This is a genomic window from Pseudomonas sp. W2Aug9 (assembly GCF_023127755.1).
GTDB classification, from domain to species: Bacteria; Pseudomonadota; Gammaproteobacteria; order Pseudomonadales; family Pseudomonadaceae; genus Aquipseudomonas; species Aquipseudomonas synxantha_A.
The window spans coordinates 21,319-39,189 of sequence record NZ_SPKL01000019.1; the positions used below are offsets into that span (position 1 = coordinate 21,319).

Sequence of the window (17,871 nt, forward strand, 5' to 3'; positions counted from 1 at the left end):
GGGGATGGGGATTGAAGGCAAGTGAATAGCGGTGGTGTTCTCAAGGGCGCTATCGGGAGCAAGCCCCCTCCCACACTTTGATTTGTGAACACATTTCAAAATGTGGGAGGGGGCTTGCCCCCGATGAGGCCCTAATCAACCACGCTAAACTCAAGCCTCGCAGTTTGCCCGGCCTCATCCAACACGCTGAGCTGATAGCGCCCCAGCCGCTCAAAACTGGCATTGATACTGTCCTGATTGGCGCTATCACCCAACGGCGCGCCATTAAGGAACCACCAGCGCCGACCGCTGCCGCCCAACGCGGAGATTTTCAGGCGCAAGGCTTGTTGGCTGGCCGCGGGCAGGCGCAACTGGTCGCCCTCGCGCACGCCCACAATGGACAATGGCGAAGCCGCAGCCAGCGCCGGTGGCGGGCAATCCGGGTCAGGCGCAGGAATGCGCGCTTCACGGCGCTCAACCCTTGGCAACCAGGGCTCCAGCGGCGCGGGCCACAGGGCAATATGCCTCGGCACCGCGCCAGGGCAATGGGCATCAACCCGCAAGCCCTTGGCATTGACCCAGATGCTCTCCATCAGCCCCACGCTCAAGGGTTGATCCAATGCCTGCAAGGTAGGCGGCGTAGTGTTGTCCAGGGTCCAGGCAAACCGCTGGCGCCGGCAATTGGGGTCACTGCGGGCCATGGGCTGGCCCAGCGGCCAACAGATTGCCGCCACGCCGATATTCGCCGGCACCGGTTTGACCGGGGCACTGATGCCGCGTTGGCTGTCGCGGTTGGTCAGCACGTCATGCACCTGCAGCATCAACGGCGCCGCCGACGCCAGGCCGAACTGGCCCGGCACGGGTGTGCCATCGGGCCTGCCAATCCAGACGCCGATCAAATAACGCGGGCCCACGCCAATCGCCCAGGCATCGCGAAAGCCATAGCTGGTGCCGGTTTTCCACGCCAGCACCGGGCGTTGCACCAGCTCGGCACGCGGGTCGCGGTCGGGCCGTGCCTGGCCGCTGAGGATGCGCCGCACAATCCACGCAGCCCCCGGCGACAGCAAAGGCCGCTCCCTGAGCGCGTCCTCCGGCTGTAGTCGCAACGTCGCGCTTTTGCCATCACGGGCCAAGGCGCTGTAGCCGCTCACCAGGTCCTCCAGGCGACTGCCCGCGCCGCCGAGGATCAGCGCCAGGTTCGGCTCGGCCAGCGCCGGCAGCGCCAACGGCATGCCGCCGATGCGCATCTGTGCGGCAAAGCGCTTGGGCCCGTAGGCTTCCAACAGTTGCACCGCCGGCAGGTTCAACGAGCTGGACAGCGCCGTGCTCGCCGGCACCGCCCCGGTAAAGCCCATGGAAAAGTTGCCCGGCCGATAATCGCCGTAACGCCGGGGCACGTCCTGCAACAGGGACTCGGAGTGAATCAGGCCGTCGTCCAACGCCATGCCATACAGGAAAGGCTTCAGGGTCGAACCGGGCGAGCGCAGCGCACTGATCATGTCCACGTGGCCAAAACGCTTGGTGTCGTTGATATCCACCGAGCCCAGGTAGGCGCGCACTGCCATGCTTTCCTCTTCCACCACCAGAATCGCTGCCGAGGTGTGTTCCGGCAGGCGTGCACGCCAACCCAACAGGAGGTCTTCGAGGCGGCGTTGCAGGGTGGCGTCCAGGGTGGTGCGAATCAGCGGCGGGCTGTCGGGGCGGTTCAGACGCCGCGCCAGCAACGGCGCCAGGCTCGGTTCCAGGCGCGGGGCGAGCAGCAGCGGTTCTTCCAGGGCTTCATCAACCGCAGGCTGCGGCCACACCTGGAATTCAGCGAGGCGGCGCAGCACTTTGTCGCGGGCCTCCTGGGCACGTTGCGGATGACGGTCCGGACGCAAGCGACTGGGCGCCTGGGGCAATACCGCGAGCAAGGCGGCTTCGGCGTGGGTCAGTTGTGAGGGCGACTTGCCCAGATACGCCCAACTCGCCGCTGCCACGCCCTGCAGCGTGCCGCCGAAGGGCGCACGATTGAGGTAAAGGTTGAGGATTTCGTCCTTGGACAGGTGCCACTCCAACTGCGCGGTACGCCACAGTTGACGCAACTTGCCATGCAGGGTGCGTGAATGCGGGTCGAGCAAACGCGCCACCTGCATCGACAAGGTACTGCCGCCGGACACCACCCGTGCACCGGTCAGGTTTTGCCAGGTCGCGCGTACCAGCGCCAGCGGGTTTACCCCGGGGTGTTGGTAAAACCAGCGGTCTTCGTAAGTGAGCAGCGCGTCGAGATAATACGGCGACACCTCGCGCGTCTGCACCGGGTAGCGCCATACGCCGTTGGCATCGGCAAATCGCCACAGCGGCGTGCCATCTTCGGCCAGCACCACACGGGCCAGGTCGTCCTGGGGCAGGGGCAATGGCCAGATACGATCGGCCAGCCATAGCACGGCGATTACCAACAGCAGGCTCGCCAGGGTCCAGCGGGCAACAAAACGCAAATTCAAGCGGGCAAACCTCTATGCTTGTAGGGAACTAGCCTGTCGCAATAACGACCAAAGGCTCAGTTACGCCCACCTTCTTATCAGGACACGCACATGCAGGTAGAAAGCTTTTTCGAATGGTTGGGCCAGGCGCTCGGCTCCGTCATCCGCTTTATCGTCGATGGCCTGAGCGGGTTGTTCGGGGCCTTGACCCACGCTGGCGGCAACTTTATCGATGGCTTGTCGCGCACCTTGGGCATGGACACCTCGATCATCAGCATCATCACCCTGATCGTCGGGTTGCTCTTCTTGTACTCGGCGGTACGCGCCTTTATGCGGGCCTCGATCATCGTGGGCATCATCTGGCTGCTGCTGGGCCTGTGGTTGCTGAGCTGGGTTGTGCACTGATTTATCTGACAGCCCCAATCCCTTGTGGGAGGGAGCAAGCCCCCTCCCACAAGAGTCCCCCACTTCAACTTCAGCGATCAGCAATCAGCGGCCCTTGATCACCATATCCCCCGGCGTCTCGCCCACCGCCTGCCAGTTCGGCCGATACATCGACTCCACTTGCGGCGGCGGCACGCGATAGGTGCCAGGCGTCACTGCGCGTGCCAGGTACAGCAAGTGCGTGGTGCCGTAGCCGTCCAGGTTCATCGCCGCCACATAGCGATCATCCCTGAACTCCTGATGCTTGAGCGATGCGTTCTGCATCGACTCGCGCCATTCTTTCACCTGGCTGCTGGCGTTCTCAAGGCTCGCCGCGCTTTGTGCCAGGTTTTGGTTTTCCAGTTCCAGGCCGGCGGGCAGCAGGTCTACCACCAGGGCATCCGGCACGCGCTGCTTGGCACTGACGGCCAGGTGCACCAGCACCAGGTCGCCGCTGTCGAGGCTGCGCAGGTTCAACGGCTGGCCGTTCATGCCCAGGTATTCGCGGCGAATGCTCAGGTTCTCGCCGCCCGCTGCCGGTGGCAGTTGTGGGTAACCTGAAATAGTCAGCTGCTGGTAAACGGGGGTCTGGCCCTGATTGCTCAGGCTCAGGTCGCTGGATAGCAGCTTTTCATCCAGTTGCAGCGTGGACTGCTGGTTGTTCAGCTCCCGCGCCCCGCCACTGCCGGTCAGCGACACCTGCCAGTCAGCCTCGGGCTTGGCGAAGCCGAGCCGCCCGGCCAGGAACAGCGAGTTGCGCTCCTGAGTCGACAGATACGGGCTGGCCGCCAACTGGTCCGACAAGGTAAACAGGCGCTCTTCACGTTTGCCCTTGGCCAAGTCGTTTTCCTCCAGCAGCGCCAGGATCATCGCCTGATCGCGCAATGGGCTGCCGTAGTCGGCCAGCCATTCCTTGGCACTGCGCTGCGCCGCCAAACCGGCGAGCAAGGCTTGATCGGCACGCGGCTGGTCGCCCATTTTTTGCAAGGCGATGGCCAACTGCACCAATGGCAAGCCGGAGCGCGCATCACTGCGGCGTTCGAACAGGCTGCGCAAGGCACCCAACGGCGCCTGCTGACTGCGCGCCAGCACCATGCCGGCGTAGGCCTGTACGGCAAAACGCGTGTGCTCGGCGTTGTCGCTGTAGTCGACTTCAATCAGGTTGCGTTCCTGCACATACCGCAGCAACCGCTCGCTGGCCTTCTTCAAGGCTTCAGGCGGTACGGCAAACCCCTGGTCGCGGGCGCGCAGCAGGAAGTCGGTGACATAGGCGGTCAGCCAATATTCTTCCTCGCCGTCAGCGCCCCACAAGCCAAAGCTGCCGTTGTAGCGCTGCATCCCCAGCAGGCGTTCGATGCCCAACTCGATCTTGCGTTTGCGTTCGGCATCCGGTTCGCCCTTGATGCTCAGGCGCTTGAGCAGCGCATCATCGGCATAGAGCGACGGGTACAAGCCGCTGGCGGTTTGTTCCAGGCAGCCATAGGGGTAGGCCTTGAGCGCACTGATCTGTGCACCAAGGTTCAACGGCGGCCGGCTCGACAGGCTCAACAGCGCCTCACGCCCCGAGGCATCGAACTGATCGAGCGTGCCCGCCGGCAGGCTCCACGGCTGATCCTTGAGCACAGCGCGGTAATGCTTGAGCAAGGCCGGGTACGCCGGGCGCACGCCCAGGGTCCATTCGCGGCTGAACGGCGGCAGGTTTTCCCCCGGCAGGTCCAGGCCATTGACGGTGACCTTGACCTTGCCCTGGCCGAGACCGCCCCAGGCTTTTACCGGAATACGCAGGGTGGTGCGCTGGCCTTGCTTGAGCTCAACCGATTGCGCGCCGCCGTTGACCAGTTCCAACTGCCCTTGCGCGGTCAATTGCACATCGAGTTTCTGCGCCTTGCCCGACAGGTTGGAGAGGTCCAGGGCCAAGGTGGTCTGGTCGCCTCCGGCCAGGAAGCGCGGCGCCGACAGCTCGGCAATCAGCGGTGCGGCGATGACCGTCTTGCCCTCGGCCATGCCATAGCGATCATCGCTCCAGGCCTGGGCCATCAGGCGCAGTTCGCCATTGAAATCGGGGATATTGACGCTGACTTCGCCCTCGCCTTTGTCGTTCAGGGTCACCGGCGCGCTTTGCAGGGCAACGATGGTCACGCTGGTGTCCGGGCGCTTGCCGCCTTTGGCCAACGCCGCGTCACCGCCAAATGCCAGGCTGGCGAGGCGCCCCTGGCCGGCTTCGATCAACTGGCCGTAGATGTCGAACTGGTCGACGCCATAGGCTTTGCGGCCGAACAGGCTGGAATACGGATCAGGCGTGGGGTATTCGGTGATATTGAGGATGCCCACATCCACCGCCGCCAGCAGCACATGCACCTGTTGGGGCACGCTGCCATCGGCGTTTTTGGCGGCGATCTTCACCGTCAGAGGTTGTTTGGGGCGCATTTTTTCCGGTGCAGTGAGGGTCAGGCCGAGTTTGCGCTGGGTACGATCCAGCGGCAGGTGCAACAGGCCCACGGCACGTTTGGGGGTGATATTGGCTTTGCGCTCGCCGGGGCGAATCACCAGGGCGCTCACATACAGATCATGGCGCGACCATTTCGGGTCGAGCTTCACCGCAAAGCTTTTGCCTTCGGCCGGTACGTCGATCTCCTGCCACCACAGCGGGCCTTCGGCGGATTCCACCAAGAGGTAGCCTTTACCGGCAGCCGGTGGCGTGACGGTGACATTGGCGGTGTCGCCATCGCCATAGGCCGGTTTATCCAACGCCAGCTTGACCTGGTCGGGGCGCACGGCGCCGCCTTCGGTGTTGTCTTGGGCCTGGTAGCCGGCCCAGAAGCGCACGCTGCTGACCAGTCCGGTCTGCGGGTCTTCCACCTCGACACGGTACGGGCCCCACTCCACCTGGAAGCTGACCTTGGCGGTGTCGCCGGCCTTGATGTTCAGGCTCTGCTCATCGAGGTTGAGGAATTTCTCGTTGAAGTGATAGCTCCAGCCATCGTTCTCCGAGTAGTTCCAGTAGTAGTCACGGCGCTCACGCACCAGGCGCACCTTGAGGTTTTGCGCAGCTAGTTTCTGACCGTCCTGGTTGGCCACCAGCACTTCGAATTCCACCGGGCCATCGCCATTGGTTTCCTTGCCGTCAAACAACCCGCGCAGGCCCGGTAATTGCTCGGCCGGCCAGATCGGCTGCACCAGGCGCCGGGTGATGGGCCGCCCGCCGGACTCTTGCAGGCTGGCTTGCACAATCAGTTGCAACGGGGATTTGGCCTCGGCCCATTTGCTTTCCAGGGTCAGCGCTTGCTCGCCGTTGGCGTCGAGTACGCTTTCGTCCAGTTCGAAATCCTGGCTCAGCTCTTCTTCAGTGACGGAACCGAACTGGTACCCCGGCAAGGATTTGACCGCCTCACGCAGCGGGCGCACATAGACCTGGCCGCTGACCCGATTGCCGGATGCCGGTGCGCCGTACAGATAGCGCCCGTTGACCTGAATGACCGGATTTTCCGTTGGGCTCAGTGCGGTTTCACTGCCCTTGAGTTCCAGTGCCAGGCGTTCGGGCAGGAAGTCTTCGACGAGGAATTCATACAGTTGCGGCTTGCCGTCCCCCAGGTCAAATACCAACTGCCAGCGCCCGGTCGGTGCTTCGCCGGCCAGTTGCAGCGCGTATTGATACAGGCCGGAGGCATCAGTATCCCACACAAACTTGCGGCTCACCTGTTCATCCGGACGACGCACCTCGACGCTCACCGGCTGCGGTTTGACCGCGTTGCCATCCTTGTCGCGCAACAGCGCATTGAGCAGCACGGTTTCGCCAGGGCGATACAGGTCACGCGGGCCGAACACAAAGAACTGCAGCGGGTGGGACGGCTGCCCGCCGATATCGAACTCGGCCAAATCCAGCGCGGCGCTGTCCAGGCGCAACAGGCTGGTCTGCTCGCCTTGTTTGGCCAGCAACACCTGGGCTTTTTTCGGCAGCGGCAGCTCGGCGTGACCACCGTCTTCAGTCTTGCCCTGGCCGAGTACGCGGCCTTCGGCATCGAGAATTTCCAGTTCGACGCCGTTCAGTGCCTTGCCGCCTTCCAACGCTTGGGTAAACACATCCAGGCGATTGGCATAACGGTGCACCGACAGGCCGATGTCACTCAAGGTAAACAGCGTGGCCGGTTGCGAATAGTTGTAGGTGCCCGAGGCACGCATCACCGCCAGGTACACGCCCGGCTGCTGCAATTGCTTGAGGCCGGCAATCGGCAGCAGCAGGGTTTCGCGAGTGTTGCGTGCCGGGTTCAGGTCGAAACGCCCACCGTAGACCAGCTCGGCCATTGGCAGCAGTTCACGGGACTCATAGCTTTGCAGACTGGTATTGCGCCCCCACTGCGCCAGGAACGACGGCAGGGATTCGGGCTTGATGCGGAAGAATTCGACGTCGATCTTGTCGACGTTCAGCGCGATCACCGGCAGGCCCTCGGCCAGGCGCGTCGGCAGCAACGTGCCACGGCTGGCGAAGCCGACGGTGGCTTGCAGGTCGCGCGTTTCCAGGCGGGCGCTGTATTCGGCGGGGAGGGTGTTGCCGTTGACTGCCTTCACCCCGGCGTCCACGGTCAGCACCAACTTGCGCTGCGGCTCCAGGTGGCGCAGGCGCAACTCCATTAGGTTATCGGAAAGCTCCCAGGCGCCATCGACCTTGCCGGACTTGCTGTCCACCAAGTGCAGCTTGTCGGCGAACTTCTGATCCGGGTCCAGAGGAATGGAAAAACTCACCGACAAGGTGCTGGCCCCGTCCAACTGCACCTCGGACACGTCCACCACGCTTAACTCGCGCCCGGCATAGCGCTGCTTCAGCGCCGCCACGTCGACCGCCGCCTTGGCGGGTTTGGGCACTACGCTTGCCGCGGCGGGTGCCGTCGGTGCAGCGGGCTTATCGGAAGAATCACAGGCGCTCAGCAGGGCCAGCGCACAAGCGAGGAACAGTCCTTTGTTAAGCATGGGGCACTCGTAGTCAGAGGGAACCGAGGGGTGAACTATATATCAGCGCCGCGCTGGCTGCTGCGGTGCCGGTCACATTGACCGACGGAGGGAAGTTTGGTTCTGGGTGCCTTCCGGGCTAAACCAAATCCCACAAACAATGCAGTTCAAAATGTGGGAGGGGGCTTGCTCCCGATGGCGGTGTATCAGGTTAGAAATTCCTGGCCGATTCACCGCAATCGGGGGCAAGCCCCCTCCCACATGGATCTGCGGCGTGATGGGTGGACGGGTACAATGCCCGCTCCACCAAGGAGCCTTCATGACCGCCCTGCTTGCCGACTGGCGCCACCGCCCCACCCATCGCCGCGTCTGGGCCCTGGCCGCGCCGATGATCCTGTCGAATATCTCCGTGCCGCTGGTAGCCCTGGTCGACAGCATGGTCATCGGCCACCTGCCACACGCCCACCAACTGGGCGCCGTGGCTGTCGGCGCCAGCCTGTATACCTTTCTGGCCTGGGCCATGGGTTTCCTGCGCATGGGCTCCACCGGGTTCGCCGCCCAGGCCGCCGGGCGCAAGGATGGCGCGGCGCTGCGGCAAATCCTGTTGCAAGGCTTGCTGCTGGCGCTGGGGTTGGCGATGTTACTGGGCACGGTCGGTATTCCCCTGAGCCATCTGGCTTTGGAATGGATGCAGCCCTCCCCTGAACTGAACCAACTGACCCGCGAATTCTTCCACACCCGCCTGTTCGGCCTGCCCGCCGCCCTTGCCAGCTATGCGCTGGTCGGTTGGTTCCTCGGCACACAGAATGCGCGGGCGCCGCTGGCGATTCTGCTGACCACCAACCTGGTCAACATTGCGCTTAACCTGTGGTTTGTACTCGGCCTGGACTGGGGCGTGGTCGGCTCCGCCCGCGCCTCGGTGATCGCGGAGTGGACCGGCGCGCTGCTCGGCCTGGCACTTACGCAAAAAGCCCTGCGCGCCTATCCCGGGCATATCGCCTGGGCCGCGCTGAAACTGTGGCAAAGCTGGCGCCCGCTGCTGGCAGTGAACCGCGATATCTTTATTCGCAGCCTCGCCTTGCAGTCAGTGTTTTTCATGATCACGGTGCAAGGTGCACGGCTGGGGGACGCCACCGTTGCAGCCAATGCGCTGCTGCTCAATGGCCTGTTGCTGACGGCCCATGCGCTGGATGGCCTGGCTCACGCCGTCGAAGCCCTGTGCGGGCACGCCATCGGCGCCCACGACCGCCAGGCGTTGCGCCGCTCGTTGGTGGTTGCCTGCGGTTGGTCACTGATCGCCAGTGTCGGTTTCGCCCTGCTGTTCACCTTCGGCGGCCACCTGTTTATCGCCATGCAAACCGATATTCCAAGCGTGCGCGAAACGGCCGACATCTACCTGCCTTACCTGGCGGTACTGCCGTTGATAGCGGTGTGGAGTTATTTGCTCGATGGACTGTTTATCGGCGCAACGCGGGCGCGGGAGATGCGCAATGGGATGTTGCTGACGGTGCTGTTGGTGCTGCCGATTGCCTGGGCGTTGCAGGAGTTGGGTAACCACGGGTTGTGGATAACTTTCCTGCTGTTCATGGCGGTGCGCAGTTTGACGCTGTGGGCGATCGCCTGGCGCTTGAATCGGCAAGGGCTGTGGCTGGGAGCAAACTGAAGGAATGCAGATCCAAATGTGGGAGGGGGCTTGCTCCCGATAGCTGAGTGTCAGTCAACAGACTCATTGACTGATCCACCGCTATCGGGAGCAAGCCCCCTCCCACCTATATTACGAGGACAGGTACGAAGAACGGGTCAAGCCCAGGCGCAACGCATCCAGGAACTGGGTACGCTCGGACGCCGAAATCTTCGCACTCGCACACTTGTCGCGGTAATGCGTCATCAACTCCTCCGGCGACAAGTGCACATAGCGCAGCATGTCTTCGATGGTGTCGTGGGTCTCGATCCCGGCGCTGTACACCGAACCGTCTTCACGCTGGTAGATGTTCACCGAGTCGGTGTCACCGAACAGGTTGTGCATGTCGCCCAGGATCTCCTGATACGCGCCGACCAGGAAGATACCCAACAGGTAGTCTTCACCTTCGTTCAAGCCGTGCACCGGCAGGCTGGTCTCGATGCTCTGCTCGTCGACGTACTGCTTGATCTTGCCGTCGGAGTCGCAGGTCAGGTCTTGCAGCACGGCACGGCGCAGCGGCTCTTCGTCGAGGCGGTGCAGCGGCAGGATCGGCAGGACCTGGCCGATGGCCCAGGTGTCCGGCAGGCTCTGGAACACCGAGAAGTTGCAGATGTACTTGTCGGCCAACTTGTCGTTGAGCTCGTCCAGCACCTGGCGATGCGAACGCTGGCGGGCTTTCAACGAGTTGTGCAGGCGGCGGCACACGGCGAAGTAGCACTGTTCGGCCAGGGCTTTTTCGGCCAGGGTCAGTTTGCCGTCGGCGTACTGGGTGGCCACGTCGCTCATGTAGTGGGTGGCGCGCCAGTAGGTTTCGGTGACCATTTCGATGTCGGTCGGGCCGAGCAGGTCCACCAGCCATTGCACGGTTTCCGGCAGGCTTTCCTTGTTTTCAATGGTCGGGATTTCGTCGTTGTGCTTCTCGACGTCAGTGACTTGCACCACCAGCATGGCGTGGTGGGCGGTCAGGGAGCGACCGCTTTCAGAGAAGATGTTCGGGTGCGGCAGGCTCTGCGCATCGCAGAATTCCTTGAGCATGCCCACGACCACGCCGGCGTAGTCGTCCATGTCGTAGTTGATCGAGCTGGCGTTACGCGAGTGGGTACCGTCGTAGTCCACGCCCAGGCCGCCGCCGACGTCGATGTGGTCCACCGGCAGGCCGAGGTTGCGCAGTTCGCCGTAGTAACGAATAGCTTCCTTGAACCCGTGCTGGTAGTCGGCCAGGTTGGCGATCTGCGAACCCATGTGGAAGTGCAGCAGGCGGATGCCCTGGTCCAGGCCGGCCGCGCGGAAACGCTCGACCACCGACAGCAACTGCGCCGCCGACAAGCCGAACTTGGATTTCTCGCCACCGGTGTCCGCCCACTTGCTCGATGCCAGGGAAGACAGGCGCACACGCAGACCCACCTGAGGCTTGACCTTGAGGCTGGCGGCCTCTTCGATCACCAGCCCGACCTCGGATTCTTTCTCGATCACGATAAATACGTTGTGACCAAGCTTCTGACCCATCAACGCCAGGCGGATGAACTCGCGGTCCTTGTAACCGTTGCAGACGATCGTGCCACCCTTCGGCGCCAGGGCCAACACGGCCAGCAGCTCGGGCTTGGAGCCCGCTTCCAGGCCGATGGAAACGTTCTGGGTGGCGATGATGTTCTCGATCACCGCTTCCTGCTGGTTCACCTTGATCGGGTACAACGCGGTGTACTTGCTCTGGTATTCCAGGCGTTCGATATTCGAATCGAAGGCGCCGGTGAGTTGGCGTACACGGTCTTGCAGAATGTCGGGGAAACGCACCAGCAGCGGCAACGACAGGCCGCTTTTACGCAGTTGATCGACCTGCTCGTACAAATCGACCGGCGTGCTGTTCGGACCGTTGGGGCGGACTTCTACGCGACCGGCTTCATTGATCGCGAAATAACCGGCCCCCCAATGGCGGATCCCGTAAACACTGCGGCTGTCCGCAACTGTCCATTGGCTGCCATCGTCTTTGCGTGTGCGTCGTACGGACATCGAAGTCCCCTATAAATGAAGGCGAAGGCGCCACCTCAAGCGGAGGCTGGCGCAGTCTAAAGAATGAAAATGACGATTTGCCTGCAAGAAGGTCAGACCCCACTCGCAGGACAGAGTTTAGCCACAGGTTGGGAAGAGGCTTTCAGCCACCGGACTTCTTGGCCTTGTAACCGAGCTTGATCAACTCGGCCAACAGCAGTTCGACGTGATCACCCTGAATCTCGATGACCCCGTCTTTCAACGCACCACCGGTGCCGCAGCGCTTTTTCAGCGTGGTGGCCAGCTCCTTGAGGGCATCTTCGGCCAGGGGCACGCCGGTGATGGTGGTCACCGTTTTGCCGCCACGGCCTTTGCTCTCGCGTCGTACGCGGGCAATGCCATCACCTTCGGGGATCAGGGTCTGTTTGCAGGTACACGAATCCACGGGCTGACGACAGTCCGGGCAGTGTCGACCTGCGTCGGTGGAAAATACCAGGCCACCAAGGGCGGCGAAGGATGCGGCTTTTTTGGCCACCGGCAATCCTCTTGGGAGGATGAAGACTGATCGGCGCCGCAAAGGGCGGTGACCGACCGCGAAGCCCCACTCAGGCAGGGGCAGCGCTACCGAACCGCTAATGTGGTTCGGGTGAAAAGGCGCGCAGTGTAACGGCAAAAAGCGAAGTTGCTAAGAGCCAAATGGCGCCAATTTATGCAACTTTAGCGACGTGAGGCGAGATAGCGCCGCAGACCTTCCTGAGCATCCGGGCAATAGGGCTTTTGCTCGGCCTCGGCAAGCACCGTTTCGAGGGGCAGAAAGCGTGCCTCCATGACCTCTTCAGGCTGCAAACACAACGGGCCGTCCCATACGGCAGAGTAGGAAGTGCACCACAGGCGGCTGTCACCATCTTCAAAGTAAAAATGATCGTGCTCGACCAACTCCACTCCACTTACGCCCAGCTCTTCGGCCAATTCTCGCTGTGCCGACAGGGCATAGCTTTCCCCCGCCGCCACCATACCGCCAGCCGCCGTATCCCAAAACCCCGGATACAGGGCCTTGCTCAAGGTGCGCCGATGCACACACAGCTCGCCCTTGGAATTGAACAGAAAGATAAAGGTGCAACGGCCAATCAGGCCGCGCTGGCGCAGGTCGGACCTGACCAGGTGGCCGAGCAGCTTGTCCTGCTCGTCGACCCAGCAGATCAGTTCAGCATCGGAGGCCGCACGGTGTTCGGCCTCCTTTTGAGTAGCGTCCATCATCAACCCTGGTTGAGGAGCTGACGCAAGTCGATCACTGCAGCGTTTGCCCGGGAAATATAGTTGGCCATCACCAACGAATGGTTCGCCAGTACCCCGAAGCCACTGCCGTTAAGAATCATAGGACTCCACACCGGCTCCTGCGAGGCCTCCAGCTCACGAATGATCTGGCGCACGCTGACGGTGGCGTTTTTCTTGGCCAGCACGTCGGCAAAGTCGACTTCGATGGCGCGCAGCAGATGGGACAATGCCCATGCCTGGCCACGGGCTTCGTAGAACACGTTATCGATCTGCATCCATGGGGTTTCCACCACTTCTTCATCGACTTGCGGCACTTCGCCCGGCGCCAGCGCCTCGGTTTTAAGCGCGGTGTTCAGTTTGACGCGGCCGACGCTGGCCGACAGGCGCTGGGACAGCGAGCCCAGACGGGTCGCCACATCGCCCAGCCAGTTGTTCAGGTTGTCGGCACGCGCGTAAAACAGTGCGCCGCGCTGGTTCGGGTCAGACAGGCGCGCTTCGTAGCGGCTCAGGGAGTTGATGCCTTCCTGGTATTCCGACTCGCTCGAAGGCAGCACCCAGCTCTTGTTATCGAAGTTAAACCGCGGTTCGGCCTTGGCCAGGTCCGCGTCTTCAGCCGACTGCGACTGGGAGCGAGCGAAGTCTTTGCGCAGTGCGCGGGTCAGGTCACGCACCTGCACCAGCACGCCATATTCCCAGCTCGGCATGTTGTCCATCCACAAGCCCGGCGGGAAACGGTCGTTGGAGATGTAGCCGCCAGGCTTGTTCAGCAAGGTGCCGACCACGGTCTTGAGGGTTTCGACCGTGGTGTAGCCCACGACCATCTGCTTGCCTTCCTTCTCGGCGGCAAGCTGGGCGTTCTGCTGGACCGGAAACAGCGCCGGTTCCTGGCTCCAGTACCAACCCAGGCCACCGGTGACCAGCAGGTACAGGCCGATAATGCTGAGCAAAGCCCGGCTCATCAGCAAGTTGCGAAAATAGCTGCGGTTGGCCGACTTGGGCTCAGGGGCGGGGCCTTTGGCACTGCCTTCACGGTTTTTCCAGTCCAGCATGGCGATATCCTTTCAATCACTTGAGTTCATGCACGTCAATTGTCCGGGTGCGTTCAGACACTCCGACCACAACCCTACCCCATCGTGCCCATCGTTGCGGGGCTTTTACGCGAAAGTGGCGCACAAGCAAGGTTGGACTATAAAGGATGCACGCTTTTTACGCTGCGCGACCCGCGAGTCAATAACTGAATATCCGGCACGCAGACTTAATTGACGTATGACACTCATGCAACAGAAAAGAGGTGCTAGCATAGAGCCATCAGTCGACCTCAGCATGCACCCTCACAGTAGTCAGGATATGACCGAGTCAGAAGACCCTAGCCGCGAGCGTCTCAAGCAGCATTTTGCCCAGCGGGTAATTCATCAGGCACGTCAAATTCTTGAGATCTGGCAGCGCCTGCAACGCGGCGAATGGTCGAACGCCGACTTTTCCGAACTCAGCGAAGCCAACCTGCGCCTGCAGCGCTTCGCCGAGCGCTTTGAACAGCCCGAACACCGCCAACTGGCCCAGCATATTGGCCAAACCCTCCAGGCGGTGGACGAAAACCGTGGCCGTTTGAGCAGCCAACTGATCACCGAACTCAACCGCTTGATGCAGCGCCTGTCGCGCACCGGCCTGCGTCAGGGTGACCAGCTTGAGCAAACCCTGCTGCCACCGATGCGCAAGCCGATCTACGTGATGCTGGCCGACCACGACCGTGCCGAGCGCCTGGCCAAGCAGCTGGAATTCTTCGGTCTGAGTGCCCAGTCCCTGGACAGCGTCGCGGCTTTTCACACGGCCATGGCCGAACGCCTGCCGTCAGCCATCGTCATGGACGTGGACTTTTGCGGCCCCGGCCTGGGCCTCACCCTCGCCGCGCAAGCCCAGGAGGGCCTGGAGCAAAAGCTGCCGCTGTTGTTTTTCAGCCTGCACGAAACCGACACGCCCACGCGCCTGGCCGCCGTGCGCGCCGGAGGTGAGGAGTTCCTGACCGGCACGCTGGAGGCTTCGAGCCTGCTGGAAAAGATCGAAGTGCTGACCTGCGTTGCCCAGTACGAACCATACAAAGTGCTGATCATTGACGACTCGCGGGCCCAGGCGCTGCACACCGAGCGCCTGCTCAACAGCGCCGGGATTGTCACGCGCACCTTGATCGAACCGATCCAGGCCATGGCCGAACTGGCGGATTTCCAGCCCGACCTGATCATCCTCGACATGTATATGCCCGCCTGTACCGGCACCGAACTGGCCAAGGTGATTCGCCACAACGACCGTTACGTCAGCGTGCCGATCATCTACCTGTCGGCCGAAGACGACCTAGACAAACAGCTGGACGCGATGAGCGAAGGCGGCGATGACTTCCTGACCAAACCGATCAAGCCGCGCCACCTGATCACCACCGTGCGCAACCGCGCAGCGCGTGCGCGCAACTTGAAGGCGCGGATGGTGCGCGACAGCCTGACCGGGCTGTACAACCATACGCATATCCTGCAATTGCTCGAAGACTGCAGCTTTCGCGCCCGCCGCGAGAACAAGCCATTGAGCTTTGCGATGCTGGATATCGACCACTTCAAACGTGTCAATGACAGCCACGGCCACCCCATGGGCGACCGGGTGATCAAGAGCCTGGCGCTGTTTCTCAAGCAGCGCCTGCGCAAGACCGACTACATCGGCCGTTATGGCGGTGAAGAATTCGCCATTGTGATGCCCGACACCGACGTGGAATCGGCCTGCAAGGTACTGGACGACATTCGGCGGCGCTTTGCAGAAATCCACTACCCCGCCCAACCGCAGGATTTGTGGTGCACCTTCAGCGCCGGCCTGGTGGAGCTGTGTGACGGTTGCGACAGCCTGACGATGGCTGCCCAGGCTGACGAAGCGCTATACCTTGCCAAGGACGCCGGACGCAACCGCGTGCAAGCCGCGCGCGCATCAAAGCAAAGTGCCATCTTTTCACCGGAATCCACCGAATCGGTCATAACTCTGTAACGCAAGCGCAATAACTTCAGGCACTTATCTTTTGCCGTCGGTTGAAACCCCGCATGCGCCTCAAGCTGCTGACCAATCTCAATACCCTTCTGCTGGTGGCCGTATGCCTGGCCCTCGGGGCGACGCTGTGGTGGTCGCAACGGGCGCTGGAGCGGCCTTATTTATTGATGGAGCGCTACCTGGGCCTGTCCCAGGGCTTTCAAAACCAGGCAGCGCGCAATATCGACGACTACCTGGCCAGCGGCGATGCCCTGCGCCTGAGCAGCGCCAGTCAAAGCCTGGAGAGCCTGTTGCAGCAACTCGCGCAATTGCCGGCCGAGTTAGCGCAAACCCTGCACCCCAGCCTGGCGGACCTGGAAACCTTCAGCAAGACCGACCTGCTGGCTGCAGGCAAGCTGGCCGGCGACCCGCAAGCACTGTTGGTTCAGGCCGAGCGCGAACTGGGCGCAAACCTGGAGCAACTGAGCCAGTACGCCAGCGGCGTCAACTCCACAGACGCAGCACGCTACCTGCCTCCCCTGCTGACCGCCTCGCAGCATCTGGGCAAACTGTCCCTGGCCCGCGACAAGCTGGTGAGCAGCGGCCGCGCCGAGCTGGCCGACGAGGTGGAGCGCGAGATTGCCACCATGCGCACCCAGGCCGACCTGTTGGCGCAGTTGCCATTGCTTGGGGTAAAGGCCAGCGCCGAATCCAACGCTGACGATTTCTCCGCGTTGATGGGCTTGGAAAACACCGAAAAAACCGCAGCCCAGGACACCGGCGTCGACCTCAAGCGCGAGCTCAACAGCCTGTTGACCCGCTACCCCGCCGAACTCAAGCGCACCCGCGAGCAGATCCAGCAGCGCGCCGACCTCGCCGCTGCCACCCACCTGAAGATCGCCAACGTGCAACAGGCCATCGCCGGCCTGGAGCCGGTAGTGCGTGCACAGCACGCCAGAATCCAGGGCGAGGTGCGTGTGCTGCAAGGCGTGATGATCGGCCTGATCCTGTTGATCGCACTGCTGATCGACACGCTGCAACGGCGCCTGGCACGGGTGCTGACCAATCTGGCACCGGCCTTGTCGACCTGGGCCGAAGGTAATTTCAGCCAGCCGATAGCCCTGGGCAAGACCAACCATGAACTGCACGCTATCGAAGCCTCCCTGAACCGCCTGCGCGCCTATCTGGTGGGCCTGGTAGGCACTATTCGCGGGAATGCCGAAGCAGTGGCCGGCAGCAGCCGCGCCCTCGCCGAACTGAGCAGCGGCCTGCACGACGGCGCCGAGCGTCAGGCCGGCGACACCGCGCAAATCCGTGACTCCCTGGGTGAACTGGAAGCCACCATCCAGCAAGTGGCCGGGGATGCCAGCCAGGCTGCCGGCGCCAGTCGCAGTGCAGGCTTTGCTGTGGAGCAAGGCCAGCGCGTAATCGGCCTGAGCCTGACCGGGTTGCACGCCTTGGTGGGCGAAGTGCAGCAAAATGCGCAGATGATCGAGAAACTCGCGGAAGAATCCGCCACCATCGGCGGCGTGCTGACCGTGATTCGCTCGATTGCCGAGCAGACCAACTTGCTGGCGCTCAATGCCGCTATCGAGGCGGCTCGCGCCGGTGAAGCCGGACGCGGCTTCGCGGTGGTGGCCGACGAAGTCCGTTCCCTGGCCCAGCGCACCGCTGGCGCTACTGCCGAAATCCAGGGCCTGATCGCCGGCCTGCAAACCGCCGCCCATCAATCGGTACAAGGCATGCGCGCCCAGGTTGAACACGCCGAAGCCACCGCCCAGCAAGCCCAGGCAGCAGATGGTGCGCTGGATGAAATCGTCGGCGCGATCCAGACGATTTCCGAGACGGCGGTACGCATTGCCGATGTGACTGCGCAGCAGAGTGGGGCCGTGAGTGAGATTCGCGATAACAGTGAGCGGATTCACCAGCTGGGTGAGGACAACCTGCTGCGTATCGGCCAGGGGCGTAGCCAGGGTGAGCACCTGTTGGTGCTCGGAGGGCAACTCAACACTGCCGTACAAGCCTTCCGCGTCTGACCCGCTCTCCCGCCCTATGGAGATCAAATGTGGGAGGGGGCTTGCTCCCGATATAGGTAATCCGTTCTTTCCTTTTCCATACTGATAC

10 protein-coding genes are annotated in these 17,871 nt (G+C 62.4%); 4 read left to right on the forward strand and 6 right to left on the reverse strand.

Annotated features, from left to right (window positions below; translation table 11 throughout):
• Positions 1 to 131: 131 nt before the first annotated feature.
• Entirely contained in the window at positions 132 to 2,462 is a 2,331-nt protein-coding gene (pbpC, locus tag E3O56_RS13675; RefSeq protein ID WP_078820189.1) for a peptidoglycan glycosyltransferase PbpC, read from the reverse strand.
• Positions 2,463 to 2,552: 90 nt separating this feature from the next.
• On the opposite strand from pbpC, the gene E3O56_RS13680 reads away from it, so the two are divergent.
• Entirely contained in the window at positions 2,553 to 2,846 is a 294-nt protein-coding gene (locus E3O56_RS13680) for a hypothetical protein (protein WP_005784417.1), read from the forward strand.
• 84 nt (positions 2,847 to 2,930) lie between these two features.
• Here E3O56_RS13680 and E3O56_RS13685 read toward each other — a convergent pair whose 3' ends face one another.
• Positions 2,931 to 7,829: an alpha-2-macroglobulin gene (locus E3O56_RS13685; protein WP_248128424.1), complete on the reverse strand. Its 4,899-nt coding sequence runs from the start codon at positions 7,827 to 7,829 to the stop codon at positions 2,931 to 2,933.
• Between the two features lie 298 nt (positions 7,830 to 8,127).
• Here E3O56_RS13685 and E3O56_RS13690 point away from each other — a divergent pair, with 298 nt between their 5' ends.
• Entirely contained in the window at positions 8,128 to 9,471 is a 1,344-nt protein-coding gene (locus E3O56_RS13690) for an MATE family efflux transporter (protein ID WP_248128425.1), read from the forward strand.
• 111 nt (positions 9,472 to 9,582) lie between these two features.
• Here the strand turns inward: E3O56_RS13690 and speA are convergent, their stop codons facing one another.
• The 4 genes from speA to E3O56_RS13710 all read right to left on the reverse strand — a co-directional run bounded on the left by speA (position 9,583) and on the right by E3O56_RS13710 (position 13,799).
• Positions 9,583 to 11,496 carry an arginine decarboxylase gene (gene speA / locus E3O56_RS13695; RefSeq protein WP_005784410.1) on the reverse strand — a complete coding sequence of 638 codons (1,914 nt, stop codon included), beginning with the start codon at positions 11,494 to 11,496 and terminating at the stop codon, positions 9,583 to 9,585.
• Between the two features lie 142 nt (positions 11,497 to 11,638).
• Complete coding sequence (locus tag E3O56_RS13700) at positions 11,639 to 12,010, reverse strand: translation initiation factor Sui1 (RefSeq protein ID WP_005784408.1); 372 nt, start codon at positions 12,008 to 12,010, stop codon at positions 11,639 to 11,641.
• Between the two features lie 182 nt (positions 12,011 to 12,192).
• Positions 12,193 to 12,729 (reverse strand): NUDIX hydrolase, encoded by a 537-nt coding sequence (locus E3O56_RS13705; RefSeq protein ID WP_032878106.1) that lies wholly within the window; start codon positions 12,727 to 12,729, stop codon positions 12,193 to 12,195.
• Positions 12,730 to 12,731: 2 nt separating this feature from the next.
• Positions 12,732 to 13,799: a DUF2333 family protein gene (locus E3O56_RS13710; RefSeq protein WP_003188197.1), complete on the reverse strand. Its 1,068-nt coding sequence runs from the start codon at positions 13,797 to 13,799 to the stop codon at positions 12,732 to 12,734.
• Positions 13,800 to 14,097: 298 nt separating this feature from the next.
• On the opposite strand from E3O56_RS13710, the gene E3O56_RS13715 reads away from it, so the two are divergent.
• Together E3O56_RS13715 and E3O56_RS13720 are read left to right on the forward strand one after the other, a co-directional pair.
• Positions 14,098 to 15,768: a PleD family two-component system response regulator gene (locus tag E3O56_RS13715; protein WP_005784403.1), complete on the forward strand. Its 1,671-nt coding sequence runs from the start codon at positions 14,098 to 14,100 to the stop codon at positions 15,766 to 15,768.
• 53 nt (positions 15,769 to 15,821) lie between these two features.
• The gene (locus E3O56_RS13720; RefSeq protein ID WP_148854572.1) at positions 15,822 to 17,783 is read left to right on the forward strand and encodes a methyl-accepting chemotaxis protein; all 1,962 of its coding nucleotides are present in this window, start codon (positions 15,822 to 15,824) and stop codon (positions 17,781 to 17,783) included.
• Positions 17,784 to 17,871: the final 88 nt, after the last annotated feature.

What these genes read in the sequence shown, in the direction of transcription:
- E3O56_RS13690 (WP_248128425.1), top strand. Translation starts at nt 8,128, where the DNA reads ATGACCGCCCTGCTTGCCGACTGGCGCCACCGCCCCACCCATCGCCGC.
- E3O56_RS13710 (WP_003188197.1), bottom strand. Translation starts at nt 13,799, where the DNA reads ATGCTGGACTGGAAAAACCGTGAAGGCAGTGCCAAAGGCCCCGCCCCT.
- speA (WP_005784410.1), bottom strand. Translation starts at nt 11,496, where the DNA reads ATGTCCGTACGACGCACACGCAAAGACGATGGCAGCCAATGGACAGTT.
- E3O56_RS13720 (WP_148854572.1), top strand. Translation starts at nt 15,822, where the DNA reads ATGCGCCTCAAGCTGCTGACCAATCTCAATACCCTTCTGCTGGTGGCC.
- E3O56_RS13715 (WP_005784403.1), top strand. Translation starts at nt 14,098, where the DNA reads ATGACCGAGTCAGAAGACCCTAGCCGCGAGCGTCTCAAGCAGCATTTT.
- E3O56_RS13680 (WP_005784417.1), top strand. Translation starts at nt 2,553, where the DNA reads ATGCAGGTAGAAAGCTTTTTCGAATGGTTGGGCCAGGCGCTCGGCTCC.
- E3O56_RS13705 (WP_032878106.1), bottom strand. Translation starts at nt 12,729, where the DNA reads ATGGACGCTACTCAAAAGGAGGCCGAACACCGTGCGGCCTCCGATGCT.
- E3O56_RS13685 (WP_248128424.1), bottom strand. Translation starts at nt 7,829, where the DNA reads ATGCTTAACAAAGGACTGTTCCTCGCTTGTGCGCTGGCCCTGCTGAGC.